21 protein-coding genes are annotated in these 19,586 nt (G+C 44.6%); 12 read left to right on the top strand and 9 right to left on the bottom strand.

Annotated elements, in window-relative coordinates; genetic code table 11:
* Nucleotide 1: 1 nt before the first annotated feature.
* The 6 genes from FFM84_RS13265 (at nucleotide 2) to FFM84_RS13240 (ending at nucleotide 2,768) form a co-directional block, all read left to right on the top strand.
* Complete coding sequence (locus FFM84_RS13265; RefSeq protein ID WP_130845359.1) at nucleotides 2-499, top strand: hypothetical protein; 498 nt, start codon at nucleotides 2-4, stop codon at nucleotides 497-499.
* An 11-nt stretch (nucleotides 500-510) separates the two neighbouring features.
* On the top strand, nucleotides 511-654 hold the full coding sequence (locus tag FFM84_RS13260; protein ID WP_130845360.1) for an XkdX family protein: 144 nt from the start codon (nucleotides 511-513) through the stop codon (nucleotides 652-654).
* A 67-nt stretch (nucleotides 655-721) separates the two neighbouring features.
* Nucleotides 722-1,072: a hypothetical protein gene (locus tag FFM84_RS13255; RefSeq protein ID WP_130845361.1), complete on the top strand. Its 351-nt coding sequence runs from the start codon at nucleotides 722-724 to the stop codon at nucleotides 1,070-1,072.
* On the top strand, nucleotides 1,069-1,392 hold the full coding sequence (locus tag FFM84_RS13250; protein WP_130845362.1) for a hypothetical protein: 324 nt from the start codon (nucleotides 1,069-1,071) through the stop codon (nucleotides 1,390-1,392). Before FFM84_RS13255 ends, FFM84_RS13250 begins: the two co-directional genes overlap by 4 nt.
* On the top strand, nucleotides 1,367-1,654 hold the full coding sequence (locus FFM84_RS13245; protein ID WP_130845363.1) for a phage holin: 288 nt from the start codon (nucleotides 1,367-1,369) through the stop codon (nucleotides 1,652-1,654). The genes FFM84_RS13250 and FFM84_RS13245 overlap by 26 nt, the downstream gene beginning before the upstream one ends.
* On the top strand, nucleotides 1,635-2,768 hold the full coding sequence (locus FFM84_RS13240) for a GH25 family lysozyme (RefSeq protein WP_225425309.1): 1,134 nt from the start codon (nucleotides 1,635-1,637) through the stop codon (nucleotides 2,766-2,768). Before FFM84_RS13245 ends, FFM84_RS13240 begins: the two co-directional genes overlap by 20 nt.
* A 554-nt stretch (nucleotides 2,769-3,322) precedes the next feature.
* On the opposite strand, the gene FFM84_RS13235 is transcribed toward FFM84_RS13240, so the two are convergent.
* Nucleotides 3,323-3,772 carry a MarR family winged helix-turn-helix transcriptional regulator gene (locus FFM84_RS13235; protein ID WP_225424651.1) on the bottom strand — a complete coding sequence of 150 codons (450 nt, stop codon included), beginning with the start codon at nucleotides 3,770-3,772 and terminating at the stop codon, nucleotides 3,323-3,325.
* Nucleotides 3,773-3,966: 194 nt separating this feature from the next.
* Nucleotides 3,967-5,400: an amino acid permease gene (locus tag FFM84_RS13230; RefSeq protein WP_130845364.1), complete on the bottom strand. Its 1,434-nt coding sequence runs from the start codon at nucleotides 5,398-5,400 to the stop codon at nucleotides 3,967-3,969.
* Between the two features lie 188 nt (nucleotides 5,401-5,588).
* Between FFM84_RS13230 and FFM84_RS13225 the strand changes: the two genes are divergently transcribed.
* Complete coding sequence (locus FFM84_RS13225; RefSeq protein WP_130845365.1) at nucleotides 5,589-6,350, top strand: type I 3-dehydroquinate dehydratase; 762 nt, start codon at nucleotides 5,589-5,591, stop codon at nucleotides 6,348-6,350.
* Nucleotides 6,340-6,564, top strand: coding sequence for a hypothetical protein (locus tag FFM84_RS13220; RefSeq protein WP_130845366.1), 225 nt, complete (start codon nucleotides 6,340-6,342; stop codon nucleotides 6,562-6,564). Before FFM84_RS13225 ends, FFM84_RS13220 begins: the two co-directional genes overlap by 11 nt.
* Before the next feature lie 37 nt (nucleotides 6,565-6,601).
* On the opposite strand, the gene FFM84_RS13215 is transcribed toward FFM84_RS13220, so the two are convergent.
* Entirely contained in the window at nucleotides 6,602-7,051 is a 450-nt protein-coding gene (locus tag FFM84_RS13215) for a flavodoxin (RefSeq protein ID WP_130845367.1), read from the bottom strand.
* A gap of 253 nt (nucleotides 7,052-7,304) precedes the next feature.
* On the opposite strand from FFM84_RS13215, the gene FFM84_RS13210 reads away from it, so the two are divergent.
* Nucleotides 7,305-8,951, top strand: a complete 1,647-nt coding sequence (locus tag FFM84_RS13210; RefSeq protein WP_130845368.1) for a hypothetical protein — start codon at nucleotides 7,305-7,307, stop codon at nucleotides 8,949-8,951.
* An 80-nt stretch (nucleotides 8,952-9,031) separates the two neighbouring features.
* Nucleotides 9,032-9,982, top strand: coding sequence for a phosphoglycerate dehydrogenase (locus FFM84_RS13205; protein WP_130845369.1), 951 nt, complete (start codon nucleotides 9,032-9,034; stop codon nucleotides 9,980-9,982).
* A 457-nt stretch (nucleotides 9,983-10,439) separates the two neighbouring features.
* Here the strand turns inward: FFM84_RS13205 and FFM84_RS13200 are convergent, their stop codons facing one another.
* The 5 genes from FFM84_RS13200 to FFM84_RS13180 form a co-directional block, all read right to left on the bottom strand.
* Entirely contained in the window at nucleotides 10,440-11,393 is a 954-nt protein-coding gene (locus FFM84_RS13200; protein ID WP_130845370.1) for a DMT family transporter, read from the bottom strand.
* 71 nt (nucleotides 11,394-11,464) lie between these two features.
* On the bottom strand, nucleotides 11,465-12,442 hold the full coding sequence (locus FFM84_RS13195) for a ketopantoate reductase family protein (RefSeq protein WP_130845371.1): 978 nt from the start codon (nucleotides 12,440-12,442) through the stop codon (nucleotides 11,465-11,467).
* Between the two features lie 419 nt (nucleotides 12,443-12,861).
* The gene (locus tag FFM84_RS13190; RefSeq protein ID WP_130845372.1) at nucleotides 12,862-15,039 is read right to left on the bottom strand and encodes a DUF4129 domain-containing transglutaminase family protein; all 2,178 of its coding nucleotides are present in this window, start codon (nucleotides 15,037-15,039) and stop codon (nucleotides 12,862-12,864) included.
* Nucleotides 15,023-16,021, bottom strand: coding sequence for a DUF58 domain-containing protein (locus FFM84_RS13185; protein WP_130845373.1), 999 nt, complete (start codon nucleotides 16,019-16,021; stop codon nucleotides 15,023-15,025). The genes FFM84_RS13190 and FFM84_RS13185 overlap by 17 nt, the downstream gene beginning before the upstream one ends.
* 1 nt (nucleotide 16,022) lies before the next feature.
* Entirely contained in the window at nucleotides 16,023-16,958 is a 936-nt protein-coding gene (locus FFM84_RS13180) for an AAA family ATPase (RefSeq protein ID WP_130845374.1), read from the bottom strand.
* Between the two features lie 383 nt (nucleotides 16,959-17,341).
* Between FFM84_RS13180 and FFM84_RS13175 the strand changes: the two genes are divergently transcribed.
* Together FFM84_RS13175 and FFM84_RS13170 are read left to right on the top strand one after the other, a co-directional pair.
* Nucleotides 17,342-18,166, top strand: a complete 825-nt coding sequence (locus tag FFM84_RS13175; RefSeq protein ID WP_130845375.1) for an HAD family hydrolase — start codon at nucleotides 17,342-17,344, stop codon at nucleotides 18,164-18,166.
* A 187-nt stretch (nucleotides 18,167-18,353) separates the two neighbouring features.
* Nucleotides 18,354-18,842 carry a hypothetical protein gene (locus tag FFM84_RS13170; protein ID WP_130845376.1) on the top strand — a complete coding sequence of 163 codons (489 nt, stop codon included), beginning with the start codon at nucleotides 18,354-18,356 and terminating at the stop codon, nucleotides 18,840-18,842.
* Here the strand turns inward: FFM84_RS13170 and FFM84_RS13165 are convergent.
* Nucleotides 18,826-19,500: a histidine phosphatase family protein gene (locus FFM84_RS13165; protein ID WP_130845377.1), complete on the bottom strand. Its 675-nt coding sequence runs from the start codon at nucleotides 19,498-19,500 to the stop codon at nucleotides 18,826-18,828. The genes FFM84_RS13170 and FFM84_RS13165 overlap by 17 nt on opposite strands.
* Between the last annotated feature and the right edge of the window lie 86 nt (nucleotides 19,501-19,586).

Below are 19,586 nucleotides of genomic sequence, written 5' to 3'. Positions count from 1 at the left end.
AATGAATCAAACAGTGTATATCAAAGTTGATAGTCAAAATTACGTGAGCGATTTCAAAAAGGTGGCGGCTGATGGCTATACAGCAATTACTGTACCGTTAGCGTGGATGTCGGATTTTATGTCCTATTCGTCCAAATTTAGCGTGATTGATGGTGTTTTGAAAGCGCCGGGCAACTTACCAACCGTTTCCATCGATGAATTAAAGAGACAGTTGGATGAGGCCAACGGTACGATTCAAGAACAAGCGGCCACGATTGACGGTCAGGCCGGTACCATCACACAGTTACAACAGTTTAGTGGGCAATTGTATGCACAACAGGCTGCTGCTGATATTGAGGTTTCAACACTTAAATCAACGATTGCGACTCTTCAAGATCAATTAAACCCGGCCACAGATACTAGCGATGATACAGATTCTGATACGTCTACCACGGGTGCGGAATCGGCATCTATTTCAGAAGCTAGCCCAGCTGTTAGTGAAGCTACTAAAGCCGAATAGGAGGGATTGACATGTTTTCTGATTTTCAAATGATTAAAATGTTGTATGGCTGGGGAGCCTTGGTACCATCAGCCGAATATTATGTTCAAAATAATAAGCTGACCGCTGATCAATATAAGGAGTTGACGGGCAAAAAATACGCGGCAACAGCGTAGTTAGTTTAATGATTGATGGAGGTGATTCAATGTGTTGGACTCACTAAAGAAGAATAGATCACTATTAATGTCTGGTTTAGAAACGATTATGCTTGGGGCCTACTTTGTGGCTAACTCATTTCGTTTCGAGCGACCGGACTTTTTTAATACGGTGGCAAGTCATATTGACGACCCACCATTTGCAACGATTGCTATCATCTTAGGTACGATCACGGTGATTGTGGCGATTTATAATATCAGGCCATTAGTTAGCTGGTGCTATATCACTCTTACATTTTTGTGGGTGGTGTATGCGCTGGCTTTTTTAATACAAAACATTGAGTTATGGGGCCATCCGTTCGCACGACTAGATTGTTGGCTGATGTTTGCCGTGGCCGGGCGATTAATTTTTGATGCGTGGGCTGGTGATACCGAATGAACTCAGGACTATTTCAAACACTACTGACAGTTGGTGGCGGTGTTATTGGCGGTATCATCACTTATTTGGGGACCAAGACCAAAGCTAGCTCTGATACGGAGTCGGTGTATGCGCATTCAATGCCCGATATGATCGCTAAGGTTCAAGAACTGCTTGAACAGCTTGAATCAAAGAACGGTAAGATTGCCGAGCTAACCGCACAAGTTGAGGCACAATCAACAACGATTGACGCTTTGACCAAGCAAGTTGGGGCGATGCAGGACAAACTCGATAAATTAAATGGAGGAAAAGTAGATGAAGAATTACATGGGGAAAATTAAAGTGTGGACTAGTAACATTGATGTTAAAGGGACGGCTAGTTTTGCGGTGTTACTGTTAACCTTGATTAATCAAGCATTATCAATGCAAGGTAAGGGGCCATTGCCAATTGACAGTGATCAACTGAACTATTGGGTATCAACCACACTGACGGGTGTTGCATCGCTGATCGCGTATTTTGGTAGCCATGGCATTGTAAAAAAAGATGGCGATACTTCAAAGCCAACTGATGGAGGTGACAAGAGTGATCAAGCATCCAAATAAATTAGTGTTCGTGGGAATTGCTACTATTATAGTAGCTTTTTCTTTTGGATTGAAAAGTAATGCTCAAACACTAAGTAAACAGTCGGTACCTGATATCAGTGAGTTTCAGAGCCCACTAACTAAATCGACAGCCAAATTGCTTAAAGGTGAGGCCGGTGGAGTTATCTTACGGACGGGTTATGGTGAGAATAGAAAAGACAGTCACATTGATGCCAATATTAAAGCCGCTACCGCTGTTGGCTTAAAGTACGGTGTTTATCAGTATGGTCAATTTATCAATGCTGCCGATGCTAAGTCGGAGGCTAGGGCTACGTATAAGCGGGCACCTCATGCGCAGTTTTATGTGAATGATGCTGAGGAGTACACAACAACATCAGGAAAATATGCAACTGCTGTAAAGGCGTGGGCTACTCAAATGAAGAAGCTGACTAAGAAGCCAGTGATTTTGTACTCATATCGTAGCTTCTATAACTCGTATATTAAAACGGATTCGGGGTATGACGCTAAATGGATCGCAGCGTATCAGTCTAGCCAACCAACGCCGTATGATTATGCCTTATGGCAGTACACGGATTCTCACTATTTTACTTCTATTAAACAGTCCACTGATGCCAGCAAGATCATTACGTCAAAGCATTCGGTTGCGTGGTGGTTTGGCAACACGGTAGATAAATCGAAGTTCACTCATGGCGGTTACGTAAAAGGTGAAGTGGTTCGCGTAAAAAAGGGAGCCGAGTTTTATGGTACTTCAACTAAGATTGATCCCGCGTTAACCAAGGCTAATTTAACGGTCGGCACTGCCAAAACTGTGTATACCGGCACTTCCAATCAAGTATTGACGCTTTATAACGGCAAGACTGTGATTGGTCAGATTCGTGCACAAGATATCGGCGCCAGTTACTATCATGCCAAGTATGTGACTAAGATTAAGGTTATCAACAAGAAAGGAATTTATACCTATTTACACGGGAAAAGGCAGCACTTCTATAAGAAAGGCTCTACGTTAAAAGTTAATGGGTACAAAGTGATTAACGGGTATTTACGATTTATTCATGCGGGACATAAAACTGATTTGACCACTAACAAAAATTACGATAAATGGGTTAAGGAATAATTTAAAGCCACACATCTGCCAATAAGGTAGGTGTGTGGCTTTTTTGCTTTATAATAATTTTCTATTATATAGAATACTAATTAGGTATGATCCAGCATAAAATATAATGCTTCTTCACAAGAATCAAAGCGCTTTTTAATTATTCTTTCGTTCTTAATGAGATAAACTGTCTCAAGTATTTGAACGTAGGTTGCGTTCTTTGATAAACTAGCAGTTGAAAAATCGTTGAGTTCTGCGAACAAGTGAAGCACCTCCTTACTATTTTAACTACGCACCAAAGCAAGAAAAAATTTAGCTTTTTGAGATTATGTACACCATGGGTACACGATGATGATTAAGATACCTTTGTATGGTTGATTTATAGAGATTTATGAACTGATAGTTAAATCTGCTAAACGGCTTAATTTACGCGCAACAGCGATTCTAACAGGACTGCTTATTTTCAAGTTTAACTAGTTGTTAAGCGCGTTAGACGGCATCTTGAGTGGCACTAAAAAAGCGGCCTCAACCAGTGAGTTTCAAACTCGTTGGCTGAGGCCGCTTTCTGATTAGACTTATTTTTGCTGTGGTTCAATAACTTGTTGTGTAAAGTCACTGAAGAAAGTAAGCATAGCCTGAATCCGATTGGCACCTAATTGATCAATCCATTGATTAAAAATCAACGAGATATCATGAATTAATTGCTTATCCGTTGCTTGGCCCTTTTCGGTCAATAACAAACTCTTCTGCCGGCGATCAGCCGGATTGGCAACCTGATAAACGTAGTCATACTTCAATAGCGTGCTGATTTGACGAGAAATAGCACTACGAGAAACATGATGGCTATCAGCAATATCCATTAATAGAATTGGCTTAGTACTGGCACCAATTTCGTGCAAAATCAAAAAAGCATCAAATGTCATATGATAGCGATTAATTGGTTCGGAAATATAGTTATCCATGTAACGTAAAACGGTAGAATAATATTTTAAAAAGTCATTTAACATTGCAGGCGATCCGTTCATCTGACATCCTCCTAGAAAAAAATCGAAGCAATTAATTGATGTTTCAATTAATTGTATAAAATCAATTATACCATTAAACGCGTCATATCAACATAGTCATCTTACGCTCAAATTCAGATAATGCGTAAAAGTTCAATCAAAAAATGAGTAAAGCCTATTAAACGTAGGTTTTACTCATTTTTAAGTTAAGATTATTAAGCGTCTTGATGACGACGGGCGATCATTGGTAAAATCATACCCAAGGCCACAAAGATAACTGGGGTGATAATGTTTAATGCTAACTGGAACCACCAGCCACTTGGATTGGCAGCTAAGGATGTCTTAGGAACCATCCCTAAGATACATGCAAAGGCCGTAAATAGGAAGCACCAGGCACCAACGAGCTTACCAGCAGTTGGATTCTTCAAGAACTTGTAATCGCTCTTGAATTCCTTTAAGTGCTTGTTTAGCAACATGTAGGCTAAGAAGACCCAGAGATAACGCATTGGCATGACAACGGAATTCAGGTTTAATAACCAGTTGAACAGTTCGTTCATGTTACCAATCCCTAATGCTGGAATGATAATCAAAATGCTAACTAAGACGCCTGTCATGATATAACCGTTGACGGGAACATCCTTTTTATTCATCTTACTTAGTTTCTTAGGGATGAATTCAGGATCAGCGTCACCTAACAAGATTTTCAATGGGGCATCAATCGAGAAGGCTAAGGCTGAAATTTGGGCCAATACATTGGCAATGGCATAGAAGATTAAGAATAAGTTACCAACGTGATAGAAACTACCTAATTTTTGGAAAGCGTAGTAAGCGCCGTTAGCCATCAAGTCATTTGGAATGTGTTTAGCGTTGAAAAGAATTCCCATCGCGAATGATCCCAGTAAGGCACAAATGGCGACCATCCCAGCTAAGACGAGCATTCCGAGCGGAAATTCGCGGCCAGGATTTTTCGTCTTATTAACATATGGGGAAATCTTTTCAGATCCCCCAACGGCAAAGACTAACATTGAGACTGTTGTAAAGTAGGTAAAGTCAAATTTAGGTAAATAAGATTTAATAGACAACATATTGGGCGTCTGCACAGTTGCTGATTTAGTCATGAACGGTGCGGATACGGCGAGAATAATAAACAGAATGGACATGATAAACATCCCAGTTCCGGCAACACTCCCGATCCGTTTCAGCGTGGTCAAACCAAGGGATGCAATCCAAAGGAAGAATAAAAATAGCACTAAACAAATCCCTTGTACGACCAATGCTGGCGTGGTATTAATGAAATTCCCGTTACCCTTGAATAGCCAACTAAATGCGATCAGAATCCCTTGTGGCTTTTGTGCCAAATAAGGCACATGCACAATCCAATAGGTCCAAGCTGCATAGTAAGCTAATCGTTTCGTACTGGTAGCACGAATCCAGGAAGAGACCCCACCTTCAGCATCTTTGAAGGTGGATCCAAGTTGGCCAACAATCAGCGTGTATGGCACAAAGTAGATAATCATAATTAAGATCCAGGACGTGACGACAGAGAGACCTTGTAACGCAAAGTTGTTAACAACGTTACCGAGCCCCCAGACCGCCACAAACGCAATTAGTGCGATGTTGGACCAACGAAGCTGTTTTTCAGTTTTCATAAGCAGACCCCTTTTTTAGTGTGACTATTTACCTAATTGTAAATCGAAAATGTAAACGGTGACAAGCTTATTTTTTCAATGTTAGAAGCGCTTTAAAAAATGATTTAAAAAATGAGCATTTTATGGTAAAACGGCGAAAGTTTGCTATTATAAAAGATAGGATAATGTAACGGAAACGGGGAATTAAGATGCGACAGGTAAAAATTGGCATGGTGACATTAGATGCAAGACGACCTAAATTAGGCGTTGTCTTAGCTGGGCATACGCGTGATCAGTTGATGGGACAAGCGGCTCAAGTGTTGACTTCCGCTGCTCAAATTGTGGAGTGGCGCTTAGACCAGTATGTTGAGCTAGATAATCGGGCTGAGTTGGTCAATACTGCGGCGCAATTGCGGCAACTCTTGGGGACCGTTCCAATAATCGCAACGCTCAAGCCACAAGTCGTGACCCCTGAAACCTATTATCAAGTTTATGTAACGTTGGCGAATAATCGGGCGGTTGATGCGCTGAATCTAGATTTAACCATGGTTAATGACGCCGGCTTTATGCCATTAACGCAACAAATGCGACAACAGCAAGTCCCTTTAATTTTGAGTCAAACTTATGATCAAGCCTTGCCGACAGTTAAGGATTTAGTCGCTGATTATCAGGCGTTAGCCGCTGCGGGGGCGGATGTTGCCCAGTTAACGGTGCGGACAACTAGTGAGTTAGAAACATTAACTTTGATGACTGCCACAGCTAAGGCGCGGGAACAATTGACGCTGCCGTTAATTGCAACGGTTATGGGACCATTTGGACAGTATGCGGCAGTGAGTGGTCAGTTAATGGGATCTAGTGTGATATTCGGTGCGGTTGGTCAAATCACGGCACCAGGCCAACTGACAGTTAGTCAATTGAAACAAAGCCTACAAGTCTTAACGCCACTTACGGAGGCCAGTCATGCATTTTAAATCAATTTGGCGCCATACGAGCTATATCCTACAAACATTGGCGATTTACTTTTTATTGATCCAAGGACCATACGACTTATGGATTGCCCACGTCGGTTATCATTGGCAAACTTATATCATCAATATTTTTGGGATTACGGTGTTGTTCTGGTTCGTCGAATGCTTGTACAATTGGCTACGGCAACGCTTTGTCAAACGACATCAAAATAAATAATAAAAACGCCTTGGCCGGTTGGTCAGGGCGTTTCGTATTATTCGGCTTGTTTAGCAACGAGTTGTGCAGTAAAGTCGTCCAGTCGTTTGATATCATCGGCTTCGGGTGACAAATTGACAAAAACATCGGCTGCGCCTTGAGTAGCGCCAGTCTTTTTAAAGGCGTTACTAAAATCAGTTACCGCCCGACAGTAATCATCTTCGTAAAAGGTATCGCCGGAACCGGCACAACCAAAAATTTTACCGCTCAAGTCTAATTCTTGTAGATCATCGTAAAAGTCCAGACCTTCTTCTGGTAGGGCACCTTCGTCGTAAGTATAGGGCACGACGACACAAATATCGACGGCTTCAAAGTCAGTTGCTTCGGCCTGGGAGATTTCGGCTTTAGTGACATCCACCCCTAAGTCTTCGAACTTTTCAATGATGAGGTCTGCGACATCTTCGTTGTTACCGGTAATTGTCGCAAAAATTACTTTAGCTGTGGCCATATCAATTCCTCGCTTTCAACGTCTTAATAGGCTGATTATAACAGAATTTTAATGTAAAATTAAGACGCCAGCGGTTAATTCTCAAATCCCTATGCTAAGCAGTTTCTCACACTGACAATCCATGCTATAATTTATATATTAACAGTCGCTTTTTGACTCAGGTTTAACCTGAATTTAACCGACGTTACATATGAATAACTAAGTTTAACTTAAAAAATGACGTGCAAGCATCTGCACAATAGGGGTAAGCAAATTGGCAAAGAAAAATAAGCGACAAAAGAAAGGTTTAGGGAAACGGTTGTGGCATTCGATCACGGAACCAATTCCTGATGATCAGGATGACCAAAATAATGAACAAATTCCATTGGCCTACGATTTAAAAGATCCTGAGAGTAGCGCACCAACTCCTGAGTCGGAAGCACCGGTCGTTGAGTCTACGGCACCAGCATCAGAAGCGTCAGTATCAGCAACGGCCAGTCGTCGACAACGACAGACAACACCTGAATCAGCGATACCTGCTGCTTCAGCAGCACCGCAATCAGAAGCCGCATCAGCAACGAGTGCCGCTGCCAGTTCAGCTAGCTGGGCTAATATGCCAAAATCAACGGACACTGGGTTAAGTGCGGCCTCAAATAACGGGCAACCGGTGATTTCAATTCATGCGACGGAAGCGGAATCAGCTGATGAAGAACCAGAGATTCCGTTATCCCGTGAAGCGCTCTTTGAAGATCAACAACCTAATGCGGGGAGTGCGGCGGCTGAAGAATCAGCTGACTCAGAACCGATGTCACGATTAGCACGTCATCACGACTTTGATGATGCAGATGAGTTTGCATCCACTGAAACGGCAACTGATGCATCAGAAAATCCACACTTAAAGAAGAAACAAAAGCCAGTTAAACCACATCAAAAACCGAAAAAACGGCGAAGTGGCAAATTGGCTGTTGCGGGCGTTGGCCTTTTAATCGTGGCTGCCTTAGGATTTATGTTCATGTGGACGCATGCTAAAACCACGCAAGCGCAAGCTAAAGCAAATGCCGAATCTCTGGTGAGTGAAATTTATACCACCGATGCCCAACGTGATTTACGTCGTAGTGCTTCTGACGATAAGTTGGAACAATTACAAACATATATCGATGAAATGGCAAAATCGAGTGAAAAAACGAGTTTACAAAGTCAGCACGATTTAGCAGCTAAGATGTTAGACGTACGCGACAATTATGATGGCTTGTTTACGAGTGATAAGTTAATCAAGTCAGCTGTGACCACGAAGACTGTTGCTAATGTACAGACGGTCATCAAGCAGTCTGGATTAACGTCCAAGAAAGCGTACTTCACTAAGAAATACACCACGAAGTTAACGTCACTAAACAAGACGGTTAAAAAGGTTCAAAGTTATCATCAAGATTACAAAGACCTGTACACCAAGAAGGGCAAGCTCAAGAGCAATGTCTCAACAACCGATGTTGATCAAGTGCTAAAAGATTTGAAGAAATATCGGAAGGTTTCAGCTTTAGCAGCAACTGATTACACCCAATTAAAGGCGGATCGTAAGGCGTTAGCGAAATCTGAAAGTTCCGCTGCTGCGGCCAGTGCTAGTTCATACTCGGCTTATCTTGACAGTAGTGCGGCCGATTCTGAATCTGCGGCTAGCTCGGCTAGCAAAGCCGAAGCATCAAGTTCCGATGAATCGACTTATTCGAGTTCTGATGATTCGACTAGTTCTACTGGCACAACGGATTCAACCAATGCGGGGACATCCACAAGCTCAGCTAAGCACAGTTCAAGCACGACAACAAGTAATAGCCAATCGACTGATGACAGTGCGTCGAGTTCTACGACAACTGGTACCACCAATAATGACACTACTGGGACGAACGATACGACGACCACGAATTAACAAAATGAGCAGCCGCACGCCTAATGTGTCATCATTAGGCGTGCGGCTGTTGGTCTAATTAATGAGAAATGAGGGATTTTATGCCAATTGCTTTAATGGTTCAAGCCACAAAACCAGATCAATTTGCTGCTTTACAACAAGCGTATCCGGAATGGACGTTTAAAACGCCAGCAACGCTAGCGCCAACCGAATATGCCGACGTTCAAGTCATGTACGGTAAGCATCCATTGTTAACCAAAATTCTAGCTACCCCCGAGATGCAATTACGTTTCTTGCAGGTGATTTCGGCAGGGGTTGATTATTTACCGTTAGCCGACTTAGCGGCGCATCATGTCTTAGTTGCCAATACGAGTGGGATTCATGCGGATGGTATCAGTGAATCGGTCTTGGGGGCAATGTTAACGATTGTCCGTGGGTATCAAGCAGCCATTTTGAATCAACAAGGTGACCATGCTTGGGCCTTGCCAATGACAACCAGTAGTTTAGCAGGTCAGCAGCTGGTTATTTTCGGCACCGGTCAAATTGGTCAAGCGATTGCCCGGAAGGCCGCGGCCTTCGGGATGACGATTGTTGGCGTCAATACGACTGGACATGCGGCAGCTGATTTTGACACGACGGTCGCGTTAGCTGATGTGGACACAACATTGAAGACCGCACAGTTTGTGGTTAATGCGTTACCATTAACACCTGAGACAACGCATTATTTTAATGCGGCGCGGTTTGCACAAATGCAACAGCAACCGATGTTTATTAATATCGGTCGTGGACCAGCCGTGGTGACGGCAGATTTGTTGGCCGCATTAAATTCAGGTCAACTTGGTCATGCCATGTTGGATGTCACTGATCCAGAACCGTTGCCAGCGGATCATCCACTTTGGCAACAGCCCAATGTGATGATTACGCCACATGTGTCCGGGCAAATCAGTCATTTTCGAGCAACGGTTTTTCATATTTTTAAAACGAACTTTGAGACTTGGCAAGCGACTGGTAAATTAGCTCGCAATCAAGTTGATTTACACCGTGGCTATTAACCAAAGGTGGGAGAGACTTTACCAGGAGTGATGCTAAATCAGCCACCTACGCCAGCTAGCGATTCTGCCGGCTGTGGGGACCGGCTCCAGCCAAAGATCGGGTTTCCAACTCGCATTTAAGCCTAGCCTAAACTGCTAGTCTTAAAAGTCGTCCACATCGTAAGGTCCGGCAAAAGCATCCGGACTAACGATGTTTTCACGGCCGGCGCCATCACTAGCTGGCTCCGGTCAGTATGGAACTGCTAATTGTATTCGGATCACTTCGTTAACATAACCGAGAGTGCCTCCACATTGAGTCCAGCCGTGGGAGCTCTTAGCGATTTATCGCTTAGAGCTCGGCGTTTTTGAAACACGGGTTTGGTGGTTCAAAACGATGGGCGAACGGTAGGTGGCAAGGATGAGGATTTTTGACCTTTAGATATGAAAAAAGCCACGTTGACTAGCAACGTGGCTTTTTTTATGGCTCATCATCAGGATGACGAGCAGCTTTAAAATCATCAGCGGCTCGGTCATTATGACGTTGACCGATGGCTAAGATAAAGACGGTACTAATAATCAATAAGCTGCCAAACAAGTCTAACCATTCAAAGTGAACGCCGAGCATCGTCACGGCAATAATTGTTGCCGCAAGGGGTTCGAAGGCATCCAACAAGCTGGCGACAGTTGGTCGGATATCATTTAGACTTTGCAAGAAGAATAAGAATGCTAGTAACGTCCCAAATAGAATCACAAAAGCTAACCGACTCACATTACCCAACGTTAATGGGACATGAATGCTCCAGAACGGTTGGACTAGATTAAATAAAAGTCCACCCAAGAGCATTGACCAAGTATTTACGGTAACGGCACTGTATTTGGTTAACAATTTAGTCGGTAATAAAGTATTGGTTGCCGAACTGACTCCTGACAGTAGGCCCCATAAGAGCGCCCAGCCAGAGATAACGAGCGCAGCAGGATTACCATGGGTGACCAACAAGAAAGACCCAATTAAGGCCAGCATGATGGCCAAGCCTTCCGGTCGGGTTGGCCATTGATGATGCGCCACGACTAACCATAAAGCAATAAAGACCGGTCCCATAAATTGTAAGATAGTTGCAGTGGCCGCATTGCTAGCTTCAACGGCTAAGAAATACGTAAATTGAACCGGCATGAGCCCTAATAACGTATAAGCGGCGATTTGCCAAAGATCACCAGGATGCCGCCAGATTGACCAGAGATCAACGTGCATGATGAGACTATAGATTAAGAAGCCAATGCCGGCACCTAACATGCGGACCCCGGTCAACCAAATCGAATTGATGTTGGTTGTATCGAAGAGCGCTTGGGCGATGGCTCCTGAAACACCCCAAAAGGTGGCACTGACACTAGCTAAAATAATCCCACGTAGTTCGCGGTTAAAACTCGTTTGCATCGGACTCCCTCCCCAAATTTACATTCAAGCACTATTGTACCTTATTTGGAGGTGAAAGTGGGGTTACAACATTAAGCACTAGCGGCAGTTTTAGTCGTTGTGGCGACTTGCTGGCGAGTGTGTTCTGCTAGATGAACCAAATGAGTTAAGAACGCGTGAGTCTTCGCTTGGTAACCGTATTTTTGCCCTAATTGGACTAAATAGCCGTTGATATAATCGACTTCCGTTGGACGGTTATGAGACATATCTTGGTACATTGAAGGGTAGTGAAGTGGATTGGCGACTTGACTGACATAGTTAACTGATGCCAGTTCTTCAGCACGAGTGTTGAGCATCGTAACACCATCACGTTCACAAACATCGTAAGCTTCATCGATGAGTTGCTTACTTAATTCGTTGGCGCCCTCGTAGTCTGCAAATTCCCCCATCGTGATCTCGAACAAGGTACAGAGCGTATTGACGACGGAATTGAAAACCACTTTGGCCAATAATGTTCCTTTAAAGTTGGTTGTTAAATTTGGATGAAATTGACATTTTTCCAGTTCAGCGACGACTCGATGGGTCATGTCATCGGGGTGTTCAGTATAATTAGCCAAATTCATCGTACCGGCGCCGCGTTGACCGATGAAATCGACATCGCCGGGGCCGTTTAAGACAGTTGCGACTAATGCGGTTCCGGCCAAAAGTTTGTTAGGTTGGAAGTATTGTCGCAGCTTTTCAACGTGGCCCATACCGTTCATACAAGTGAGGACATATTGGTCCGGTTTAAAGGCGTGCGCGGTGCGCTTGAGAAAATCTGACAGTTGCATTTGCTTCGTAAAGACGACCCAAACATCGGGGTCACCTTGATAGTCCTCAGGATAATAGACCTTAACGGGTACTAAATGGCGATCTTGATGATCACGAGAAACGTAAACACCACCTTGACGATGCATGGTTTCGACATTAGGTTGCCAAGTATCTACAAAATCAACGTCATTGCCAGCTTCTTGTAACAAAACCCCGTAACGTAAGCCCATCGCACCAGCACCTAAAACTGTAAATTTCATATGTAAGACCATCCTTCTAAATAAAGTTATGTTTAATTAAATTTGATCAAAAAAGCCGGCCGACTATTGCTAGTCTGCCGGCCGCTTGCGCGGGTTACCACCGTCATTTATCAAGGTTATCTTGATCTCGACCGTACCCCCAATTGGCGATACGCGGCACGTTAATGGGTGCGACACCATTGAAGGTTACGATCACTTAGTTGGCCTTCACGCTCACAGTCGATATTCAGTGACAAGGCGCGGTCTGCTTACACCGATTCAGACTCGCTTAGACACGCCGATGGTCACTTACTAAAACTGATCATTGCTTTTTCTCATCAAATATTAATTGATTGTTAATTTACACGTAATGAGACTGGTCGTCAAGTTTAGCGAGTAATACTTAAGAATCTTTAGTGTCGAGCCACAATTAAGCTGAGTTAATGGACAATTTGCTGACGATTCTTACGTAACGCTTTAACGATCTGTTGCAGGTCGCGATTTAAGGTTGTGTCGGTTTGATGTCCGAAAGTTTGGGCCAAATAGTGTGTGGTCGTGGTTTGAAATTGGCCGTCAAGTTGCGGCCAAACTTGGTCAACTGTGGCCGCGTAATCAGTCAAGCTTTCTGATGACCGACGTGGTAGCCGGCGGTTAAACCACCAAGTTAACCAACGATAGCCACGCGTTGGCTTGATGAACTGAAAACTAAGACTCAGGCCAATCAATAATAGCCAGTCACGACCGAACCAGCTTCCCAGTAGTAACAGGAGCAATAGGCCACCAATTATGCGACGACGCAGACTGGTGGATAAATGAACCACCGTTTTAGGCATCGTTGAGCTTTTAGAAGCTTGGCTTGATGATGATGACTGCTGCGTGCTAGCCTGATTACGGGTTGATGAGCTTGATTTAGTAGTTGCTGATTGACTGCGACTAGTTGGACTAGTCTTGGTTTGTTGTGTTTTAGCCGCAGCCTTAGTTTGTGTACGTTTGGTTCCTGGATTTTGATAACCAGGTGTTGGGTCGAATGGCACCCAACCGATACCGGCAAAGTAAACCTCGGCCCAGGAATGGGCATCGGAGTTTAAGATCTGATAGTGATATTGACCATTGCCAGCCGTCTTACCTCGCGTACCACCGCTGAACCCGTGGGCCCAACGTGCGGGAATGCCTAAACTGCGTAACATTACAACTAACGTGGTCGAAAAATTATCACAGTAGCCACGATGGCTCGTGAATAGAAAATAATCCACGTAGTCACGTTTGGCCGGTGTCGTTGGCGTATCCATTTTGGTATAGGTAAATGTATCAGACTGTTTTAAATAGTGCACTAATGCTTGGACTCGCCCATATTGCGTCGTTTGTTTCCGAGTCAATTTTTGACTTAACCGTTTGACCCGCGCGGGAAGTTCACTTGGTAATTGGGTATTTGTTTTAGTCAGACTAGTTGAGGCCTTGGCAGTTACGGCTTTTAATTGTGCGGCGGTGAATCGTTGTGGCTGATACGTATATTGAATCGTCGTCAAGGGATGTTTCCCCGTATTGAGATAAATACGACCACGAGCAGGCGTGTAGCTGACGCCAATGCGATGTTGTTGAGCAGCACTAACAGCCCAAGTCGTCTGACCATAGCCCACGGGCAAATAGGTGAGGGACTTTGGCATCGTGAGTTTAACGGCCTGGCGTTTAGTCGTTGGTTTAGCAACAAAGCCACTGGTTGTGGTGGTTGGTTTACGCGTTGTTTCATCGTCGGTGGCGGCCCAACCTTTGCCGGAATAATCAGCCCGGGTATCCGCCCGCCAATAGTGATTCGTCGTGGCGACCGCTTTGAAGGCCACACTATTGTCATCTTGAATAGCCCCACCTAGTGTTGCGGTATCTTCTGAAATGCCAGTTTTTTTAGCAGCGGATGCTTGGGTTAAAAAGTTATAAAAGCCTAGGCTACTCAATTGGTTTCGCCAAGTAACGGTCGCTTGTGCCAGTTGACTTAGGGGCTGTTTGGCCCAGGTGTTAACCGTGGCACCGCCGACTAAGACCATCGCTAATAACGCATAGTAACCCAAGTGGCCCCAATGCCAGTTAGGCGGCGATAACACGCTGACTATCCCGCCAGCTAGGGCAATTGTGAGGGTTAATGGGATGACTTCATTGCGCGTGGCAAATAAGGTGACGGCTAAGAGATACCCGATGCTAACAACGATACCGAGCACCGGTTGTTGCCAATGGACTGTCAGCAAGGTCAAGCCTAAGACTAAAATCATAATGAGCACCATGCTCAATAGTACCGGCATTGTGGTGGTACTACCAGCACGAAAAGCTTGTGTTTGCTGGATGAGCTGAGTAACGAATCGTTGGCCCCATGTTAGTGAAAAAAGGTGTTTTAACGGATAACTGGCGTAGCAAGCAGCGATAAGACTGACCAGATAAAGCGGCCACCACACCCAACGCCACTGAGGACGGTTGGTGTGTCCAAACACGAGGCCATTAATGACGATCAAGTAAATTAACATCATTTGCGGATGGCTAAACTCATTGACTGTCGTATAGGTGATTAACGGGATGGCTAACATGGCAGTATTAACGATTGCCAACAAAAGTGTTTCAAGCCAACGAGGCATTAGACTCACCTCCGATCAGTGTCCAATCAATGGTCGCGACAAGCTGTTGTTGCTGTGCAAGTTGCTGCTGTAATTTTTGTGCCAATGGACTGCCGTCACTAAAGAGCACAATCCGTTGAGGGGACTGTGATAGGACGGGGACCGTTGTGGCCGTATAGGGTTGATAACGCGCAAAAGCCTCAGGTTGGAGACTTGCAAACCGTTGGGACTCGGTACCTAGTAGCCACGTTTGTGCGGGCAACTCGCTGACCAGTTGAACAAACGTATAGAAGGTGGCTAAGTGCGATTCTAAAGCCTGTTCGCTAGTTGCAAAAAATAGCCAGCACCATGGTACGGGATCGTCTTGAGCCAAAACACGCAACATGGGTGTTTGTGTTTTAGCAGTGAGTTTCCAGTCAATTTGATTGCTTGGATCGCCCGGATGATAAGGACGAAAATCTTGCGTTTCAAAACCATTTTGTGCGAGCTGATTTGGTTGATCAGCGTGAATTAACGAGGCAATTTGCTGAAATGCTGCTTGGGCGGCTTCAGGTTGCAATTGTGGTGGGACGCTGAGTGCTGTGGTGATAGTTTGTGTTGATCGATGTCCGAATAACTGTAACGGGTCATGATAGTGCCAAGTTAATTGCAGGTGGTCGTAAACACCACGTGGTAAAGTCGTTGTCGTTTGCCATTGATGAGGCCGGTGAGTGGGGATTAAGGCTAGTTGTAGCTGATGCAGTCGCAGCTGCTGGCGAAGTGGCCAATGATTAGGTTTTAACGTGATCATCAGCTTGGCAGTTGGCATTTCAGTTAAACGAACGGTCACATTTGGCATGCGATAACTGCCGAGCATTGTCAGACCACTGAGTAAGCTTAATCCAGTCATGATAGTTGCTAATGCCCAGCCAGTTGCATTGTTAAAACTTAAGGCATACCCCCAGCTTAGGATCAGCAGCAACAGGCTCAATAAATTATGGCCGAGATTTTTCAGAGTTGCCATGTTAGGCCCCCTCGGTTGGCACAGGGGTGTGGCTTTGAATATCACGCACGACTTGTTGCTTGGCACTCAAAGCCTGGGCCCCATTAGCCAAAACTAAGCGATGACTGAATGTCGGGACCAGGACGGCTTGAATATCGGCCGGAATGACATAATCACGACCACTAAGTAAGGCGTAAGCGCGTCCCGCCTGCATCAAGGCTAAACCACCACGAGGGCTAATCCCTAAACGAATGGCGGCTTGTTGTCGAGTCGCCTGTACGAGCGTTAAGACATACGATGTAATTGCTGCATCAACCGTGACTTGATTAACGCTGGCTTTAAGTTGCGTGAGGGTGTCGTCGGCGAGCACCGCTTGTAAATTAGCTAAGGTTTGTTGCCGGTCGTCACCCGCATATAAGGCGAGCTCGTCTGGCCAAGTTGGATAACCGACTTGTAGACTAAATAAGAAGCGATCCAATTGGGCTTCTGGCAATGGATACGTGCCGGCGTATTCGTTTGGATTTTCAGTTGCCAATACAAAAAAATTAGCGGGTAAATCATAAGTAGTTCCATCAATCGTCACCTGACGTTCGGCCATCGCCTGTAATAGCGCCGATTGTGTTCGTGGTGTGGCTCGATTGATTTCATCAGCCAAGAGCATTGTTGTAAAGATTGGCCCGGGATGAAAGTCAAATTCATGTTGAGTTTGATTGAGAATAGAGACCCCTAAAATATCATTTGGTAATAGGTCCGGTGTGAATTGAATTCGATTAAAGTCGCCAGCAACACTGCGAGCAAGCGCACGAGCTAACGTGGTTTTACCAACGCCGGGGACATCTTCAAATAAGACATGACCGCCAGCAAGTAGGGCTGTCACGGTGAGCTTGATAATATCGGGTTTACCGACCACAACGGTATTGATATGGTCGATTAAAGTCGTTAATGCAGGGTTTGGCATGAAGTGGCCTCCTCAGTAAAATTGTTCATCTAAAGGTTGAAAGCTAAGCGTTGTTAAATTAGTCACCTACGCCAGCCAGTGATTCTGCCGGCTGTAGGACCGGCTCCAGCCAAAACGCGGGCTCCGGTTGGATTACGGTTATTAATTGATCAGGGATCATTATGATAACTGAGAGTGAGTCCAGCCGTGGGTGAACGGCAGGTAGCAAGTTGGTCTATTGTTAATTGCTAAAAAACACCTTTCAACCTTTAATTGTTTATGTTAAGCATACACTGTTCAACGGTTTTACGGGACTGAAAAGTCTTTTATTGAAAGCGATTTCCTTTCTGAGCGCGAATAGCGTACAATTGTACTTGTAAAATTGTAAAGGAGTAGATCATCATATGCCAAAATACTTAGTTTTTATGGATATTGATGGGACGTTATTAACGGACCATCAATACGTTTCAGATTATACGAAAGCCACGATTGAACGGCTTCAACAACAAGATGTGCTCTTCTACATTGCCACTGGGCGGATGTATGAGTTAGCAAAACTCGTGCGGAACAAACTGAATGATAATGTTCGGTTAGTGACGTCTAATGGGGCTGTCTTTGATGGCAAAAATGGTCGCAAAGAAACCAAATTAGGGGGCGCGGCGGTTGAACTCGCCTACTTAATTGCGCGGCGGGATAATTTGCCAATGATGTTATTTACCCCAGAAATGGCATATTATACGGAACAAATTCCACGATTCATTGCCCGGAATGCGGCGAACTTTGATGCAACGGAAACGACGATTGGTTCGGAAGAAATTAAAAGTTTTACGCAGTTGGCGACCATCGAAGATCAAATTACCAATGGGGTGATTTTGAGCCGAGAAGATATGTCACGGTTAGACTCTGCTCGTGAAAAATTAGTGAACAGTAAATTAATGCGGATTTCATCCTCTAATCCGAATAACTTGGAGTTAATTCCATTGGAAACGGATAAAGGGACTGCCGTTAAACAGATCCAATTAGAACAAGGCGTCGATGCCGCCCATACTTTTGTCTTTGGTGATGGGTTAAACGATGTTGGGATGATGGCTGAAGCAGACTTGTCAGTGGCCATGGGCAATGCGTTACCACAAGTGAAATCGGTCGCTAATTATGAGACGGATACGAATTACAACGATGGATTAGCTAAATTTTTAGCGCAATATTTTGAAGAACATCCTTTAAGTTAGTTGAGCCTTACCACCGGTGCTTGTCAAGTGCTGGATTTAAAATAGGCATATCAGTCAAAAATGACCGATATGCCTATTTTTATGATTTTAATTATTAAAATTTTATCTTTAGTCCTAGCTTGAAGATTGACTTTTATGGAGAATTTGGCACACTTAAAGAGAAGTGTTTTATGAGGAAGTGAGTGCGATGGAAATTAAATTAACGACGGCAGCGGTGCCGACACCGGTAGCCATTTTATCAATGCAAGGCTTGGACAATCGTGAATTGAATCCAGCCGTTGAAAAACAACTAGCGGAACGGGCGTTACCAATTCCCACACCCCAAAGTGCCTTAGGTGACTTAATTGCGGTGATTAGTGATCGGCATCAAGCCCCAATTCAAGCTTGGGATGCGGCTTTATTGCAACCACAAGCGCCAATGCAACTCCAAGTGACTGGCTCACAACTAACCTTAACGACAGTAGCTGGTCAGCCAGTCGCGCCGGATTTGGATAGTAAGAGTAGCCAAATTTTAGTGGTGATTGGCGCGCCATTAACAACCGATACGGTGGTACATGCAACGGCGCAAGACTTACATCGAAAATTGAAAGCCTTTTTCGGGATTCAAGCGCGACTGCAGTACCGAACATTGTCTGCGATTCCCCAAGTGTTGGAAACCGTTAGGCCCGCTTCTTAGGCGTGACGTTAATGTCGATGAGGTCGAATTGGTGATCTGTATAGTCAACGCGTGACACACTCGTATTTTTGAGTAAACGCGTAGGCAGTTCGCCAGGGCTGAGTTGGTACAGAAAAGCACTTAATACCAAGCCATGAGAGACGATAAGGATGTTTTGATCATGATCGGCTTGTCGACTCTCATATAGGCTAATTCGCCGTAACGTACGGCTAATCCGATCGGTCACACCGACTAACGTTTCGGCGGTACGGGTTTGATCTAACGAGTTAAAGACCCACAGCAGGGTGGCAAAGCGTTCCTTGCTCAAAATGAGCTTAACGAAGGTGCCAATGCCGAGTTGACGGCGGACCTGTTGAACAACCCAAGCGTTTTTAGTGCCTTCTAGGCCACCAAAGTTAAATTCTCGTAAGCCGACGTCAATCGTCGGCTTTTTGAGTTCTGGATGTAATGCAGTGATAATTCGCGTGGTCTGTTGTGCCCGGCCGAGATCACTCGTATAGGCCGCGCCAAAATGGACGTCGGCTAACATTCGGGCGAGTCGTTGGGCAGAGCGGACGCCTTGCTTGGTGAGATCAGAATCATAAATGCCCTGTAAACGGCCCGCCGCGTTCAATTCGGTTTGACCGTGACGGACGAGGTAAAGATGAATCGTGGCCATACGCAAGGCCCCCCTTCAATTAGTAACATAGCTTTATTGTAAGACGTGTTTATGGATTGAACAAGCATTTGTTGATAAAAGATGAA

Origin of the sequence: Lactiplantibacillus mudanjiangensis (assembly GCF_005405385.1) — a bacterium.
GTDB lineage: Bacteria > Bacillota > Bacilli > Lactobacillales > Lactobacillaceae > Lactiplantibacillus > Lactiplantibacillus mudanjiangensis.
Note: the sequence above shows the minus strand (reverse complement) of the source record. Positions and strands in the feature narration are given on the sequence as shown.

Bases quoted from the DNA above. Each gene is read 5' to 3' on its own strand.
- FFM84_RS13265 (WP_130845359.1), top strand. From the start codon at position 2: ATGAATCAAACAGTGTATATCAAAGTTGATAGTCAAAATTACGTGAGC.
- FFM84_RS13260 (WP_130845360.1), top strand. From the start codon at position 511: ATGTTTTCTGATTTTCAAATGATTAAAATGTTGTATGGCTGGGGAGCC.
- FFM84_RS13255 (WP_130845361.1), top strand. From the start codon at position 722: ATGTCTGGTTTAGAAACGATTATGCTTGGGGCCTACTTTGTGGCTAAC.
- FFM84_RS13250 (WP_130845362.1), top strand. From the start codon at position 1,069: ATGAACTCAGGACTATTTCAAACACTACTGACAGTTGGTGGCGGTGTT.
- FFM84_RS13245 (WP_130845363.1), top strand. From the start codon at position 1,367: ATGAAGAATTACATGGGGAAAATTAAAGTGTGGACTAGTAACATTGAT.
- FFM84_RS13235 (WP_225424651.1), bottom strand. From the start codon at position 3,772: ATGAACGGATCGCCTGCAATGTTAAATGACTTTTTAAAATATTATTCT.
- FFM84_RS13230 (WP_130845364.1), bottom strand. From the start codon at position 5,400: ATGAAAACTGAAAAACAGCTTCGTTGGTCCAACATCGCACTAATTGCG.
- FFM84_RS13225 (WP_130845365.1), top strand. From the start codon at position 5,589: ATGCGACAGGTAAAAATTGGCATGGTGACATTAGATGCAAGACGACCT.
- FFM84_RS13220 (WP_130845366.1), top strand. From the start codon at position 6,340: ATGCATTTTAAATCAATTTGGCGCCATACGAGCTATATCCTACAAACA.
- FFM84_RS13215 (WP_130845367.1), bottom strand. From the start codon at position 7,051: ATGGCCACAGCTAAAGTAATTTTTGCGACAATTACCGGTAACAACGAA.
- FFM84_RS13205 (WP_130845369.1), top strand. From the start codon at position 9,032: ATGCCAATTGCTTTAATGGTTCAAGCCACAAAACCAGATCAATTTGCT.
- FFM84_RS13200 (WP_130845370.1), bottom strand. From the start codon at position 11,393: ATGCAAACGAGTTTTAACCGCGAACTACGTGGGATTATTTTAGCTAGT.
- FFM84_RS13195 (WP_130845371.1), bottom strand. From the start codon at position 12,442: ATGAAATTTACAGTTTTAGGTGCTGGTGCGATGGGCTTACGTTACGGG.
- FFM84_RS13190 (WP_130845372.1), bottom strand. From the start codon at position 15,039: ATGCCTCGTTGGCTTGAAACACTTTTGTTGGCAATCGTTAATACTGCC.
- FFM84_RS13185 (WP_130845373.1), bottom strand. From the start codon at position 16,021: ATGGCAACTCTGAAAAATCTCGGCCATAATTTATTGAGCCTGTTGCTG.
- FFM84_RS13180 (WP_130845374.1), bottom strand. From the start codon at position 16,958: ATGCCAAACCCTGCATTAACGACTTTAATCGACCATATCAATACCGTT.
- FFM84_RS13175 (WP_130845375.1), top strand. From the start codon at position 17,342: ATGCCAAAATACTTAGTTTTTATGGATATTGATGGGACGTTATTAACG.
- FFM84_RS13170 (WP_130845376.1), top strand. From the start codon at position 18,354: ATGGAAATTAAATTAACGACGGCAGCGGTGCCGACACCGGTAGCCATT.
- FFM84_RS13165 (WP_130845377.1), bottom strand. From the start codon at position 19,500: ATGGCCACGATTCATCTTTACCTCGTCCGTCACGGTCAAACCGAATTG.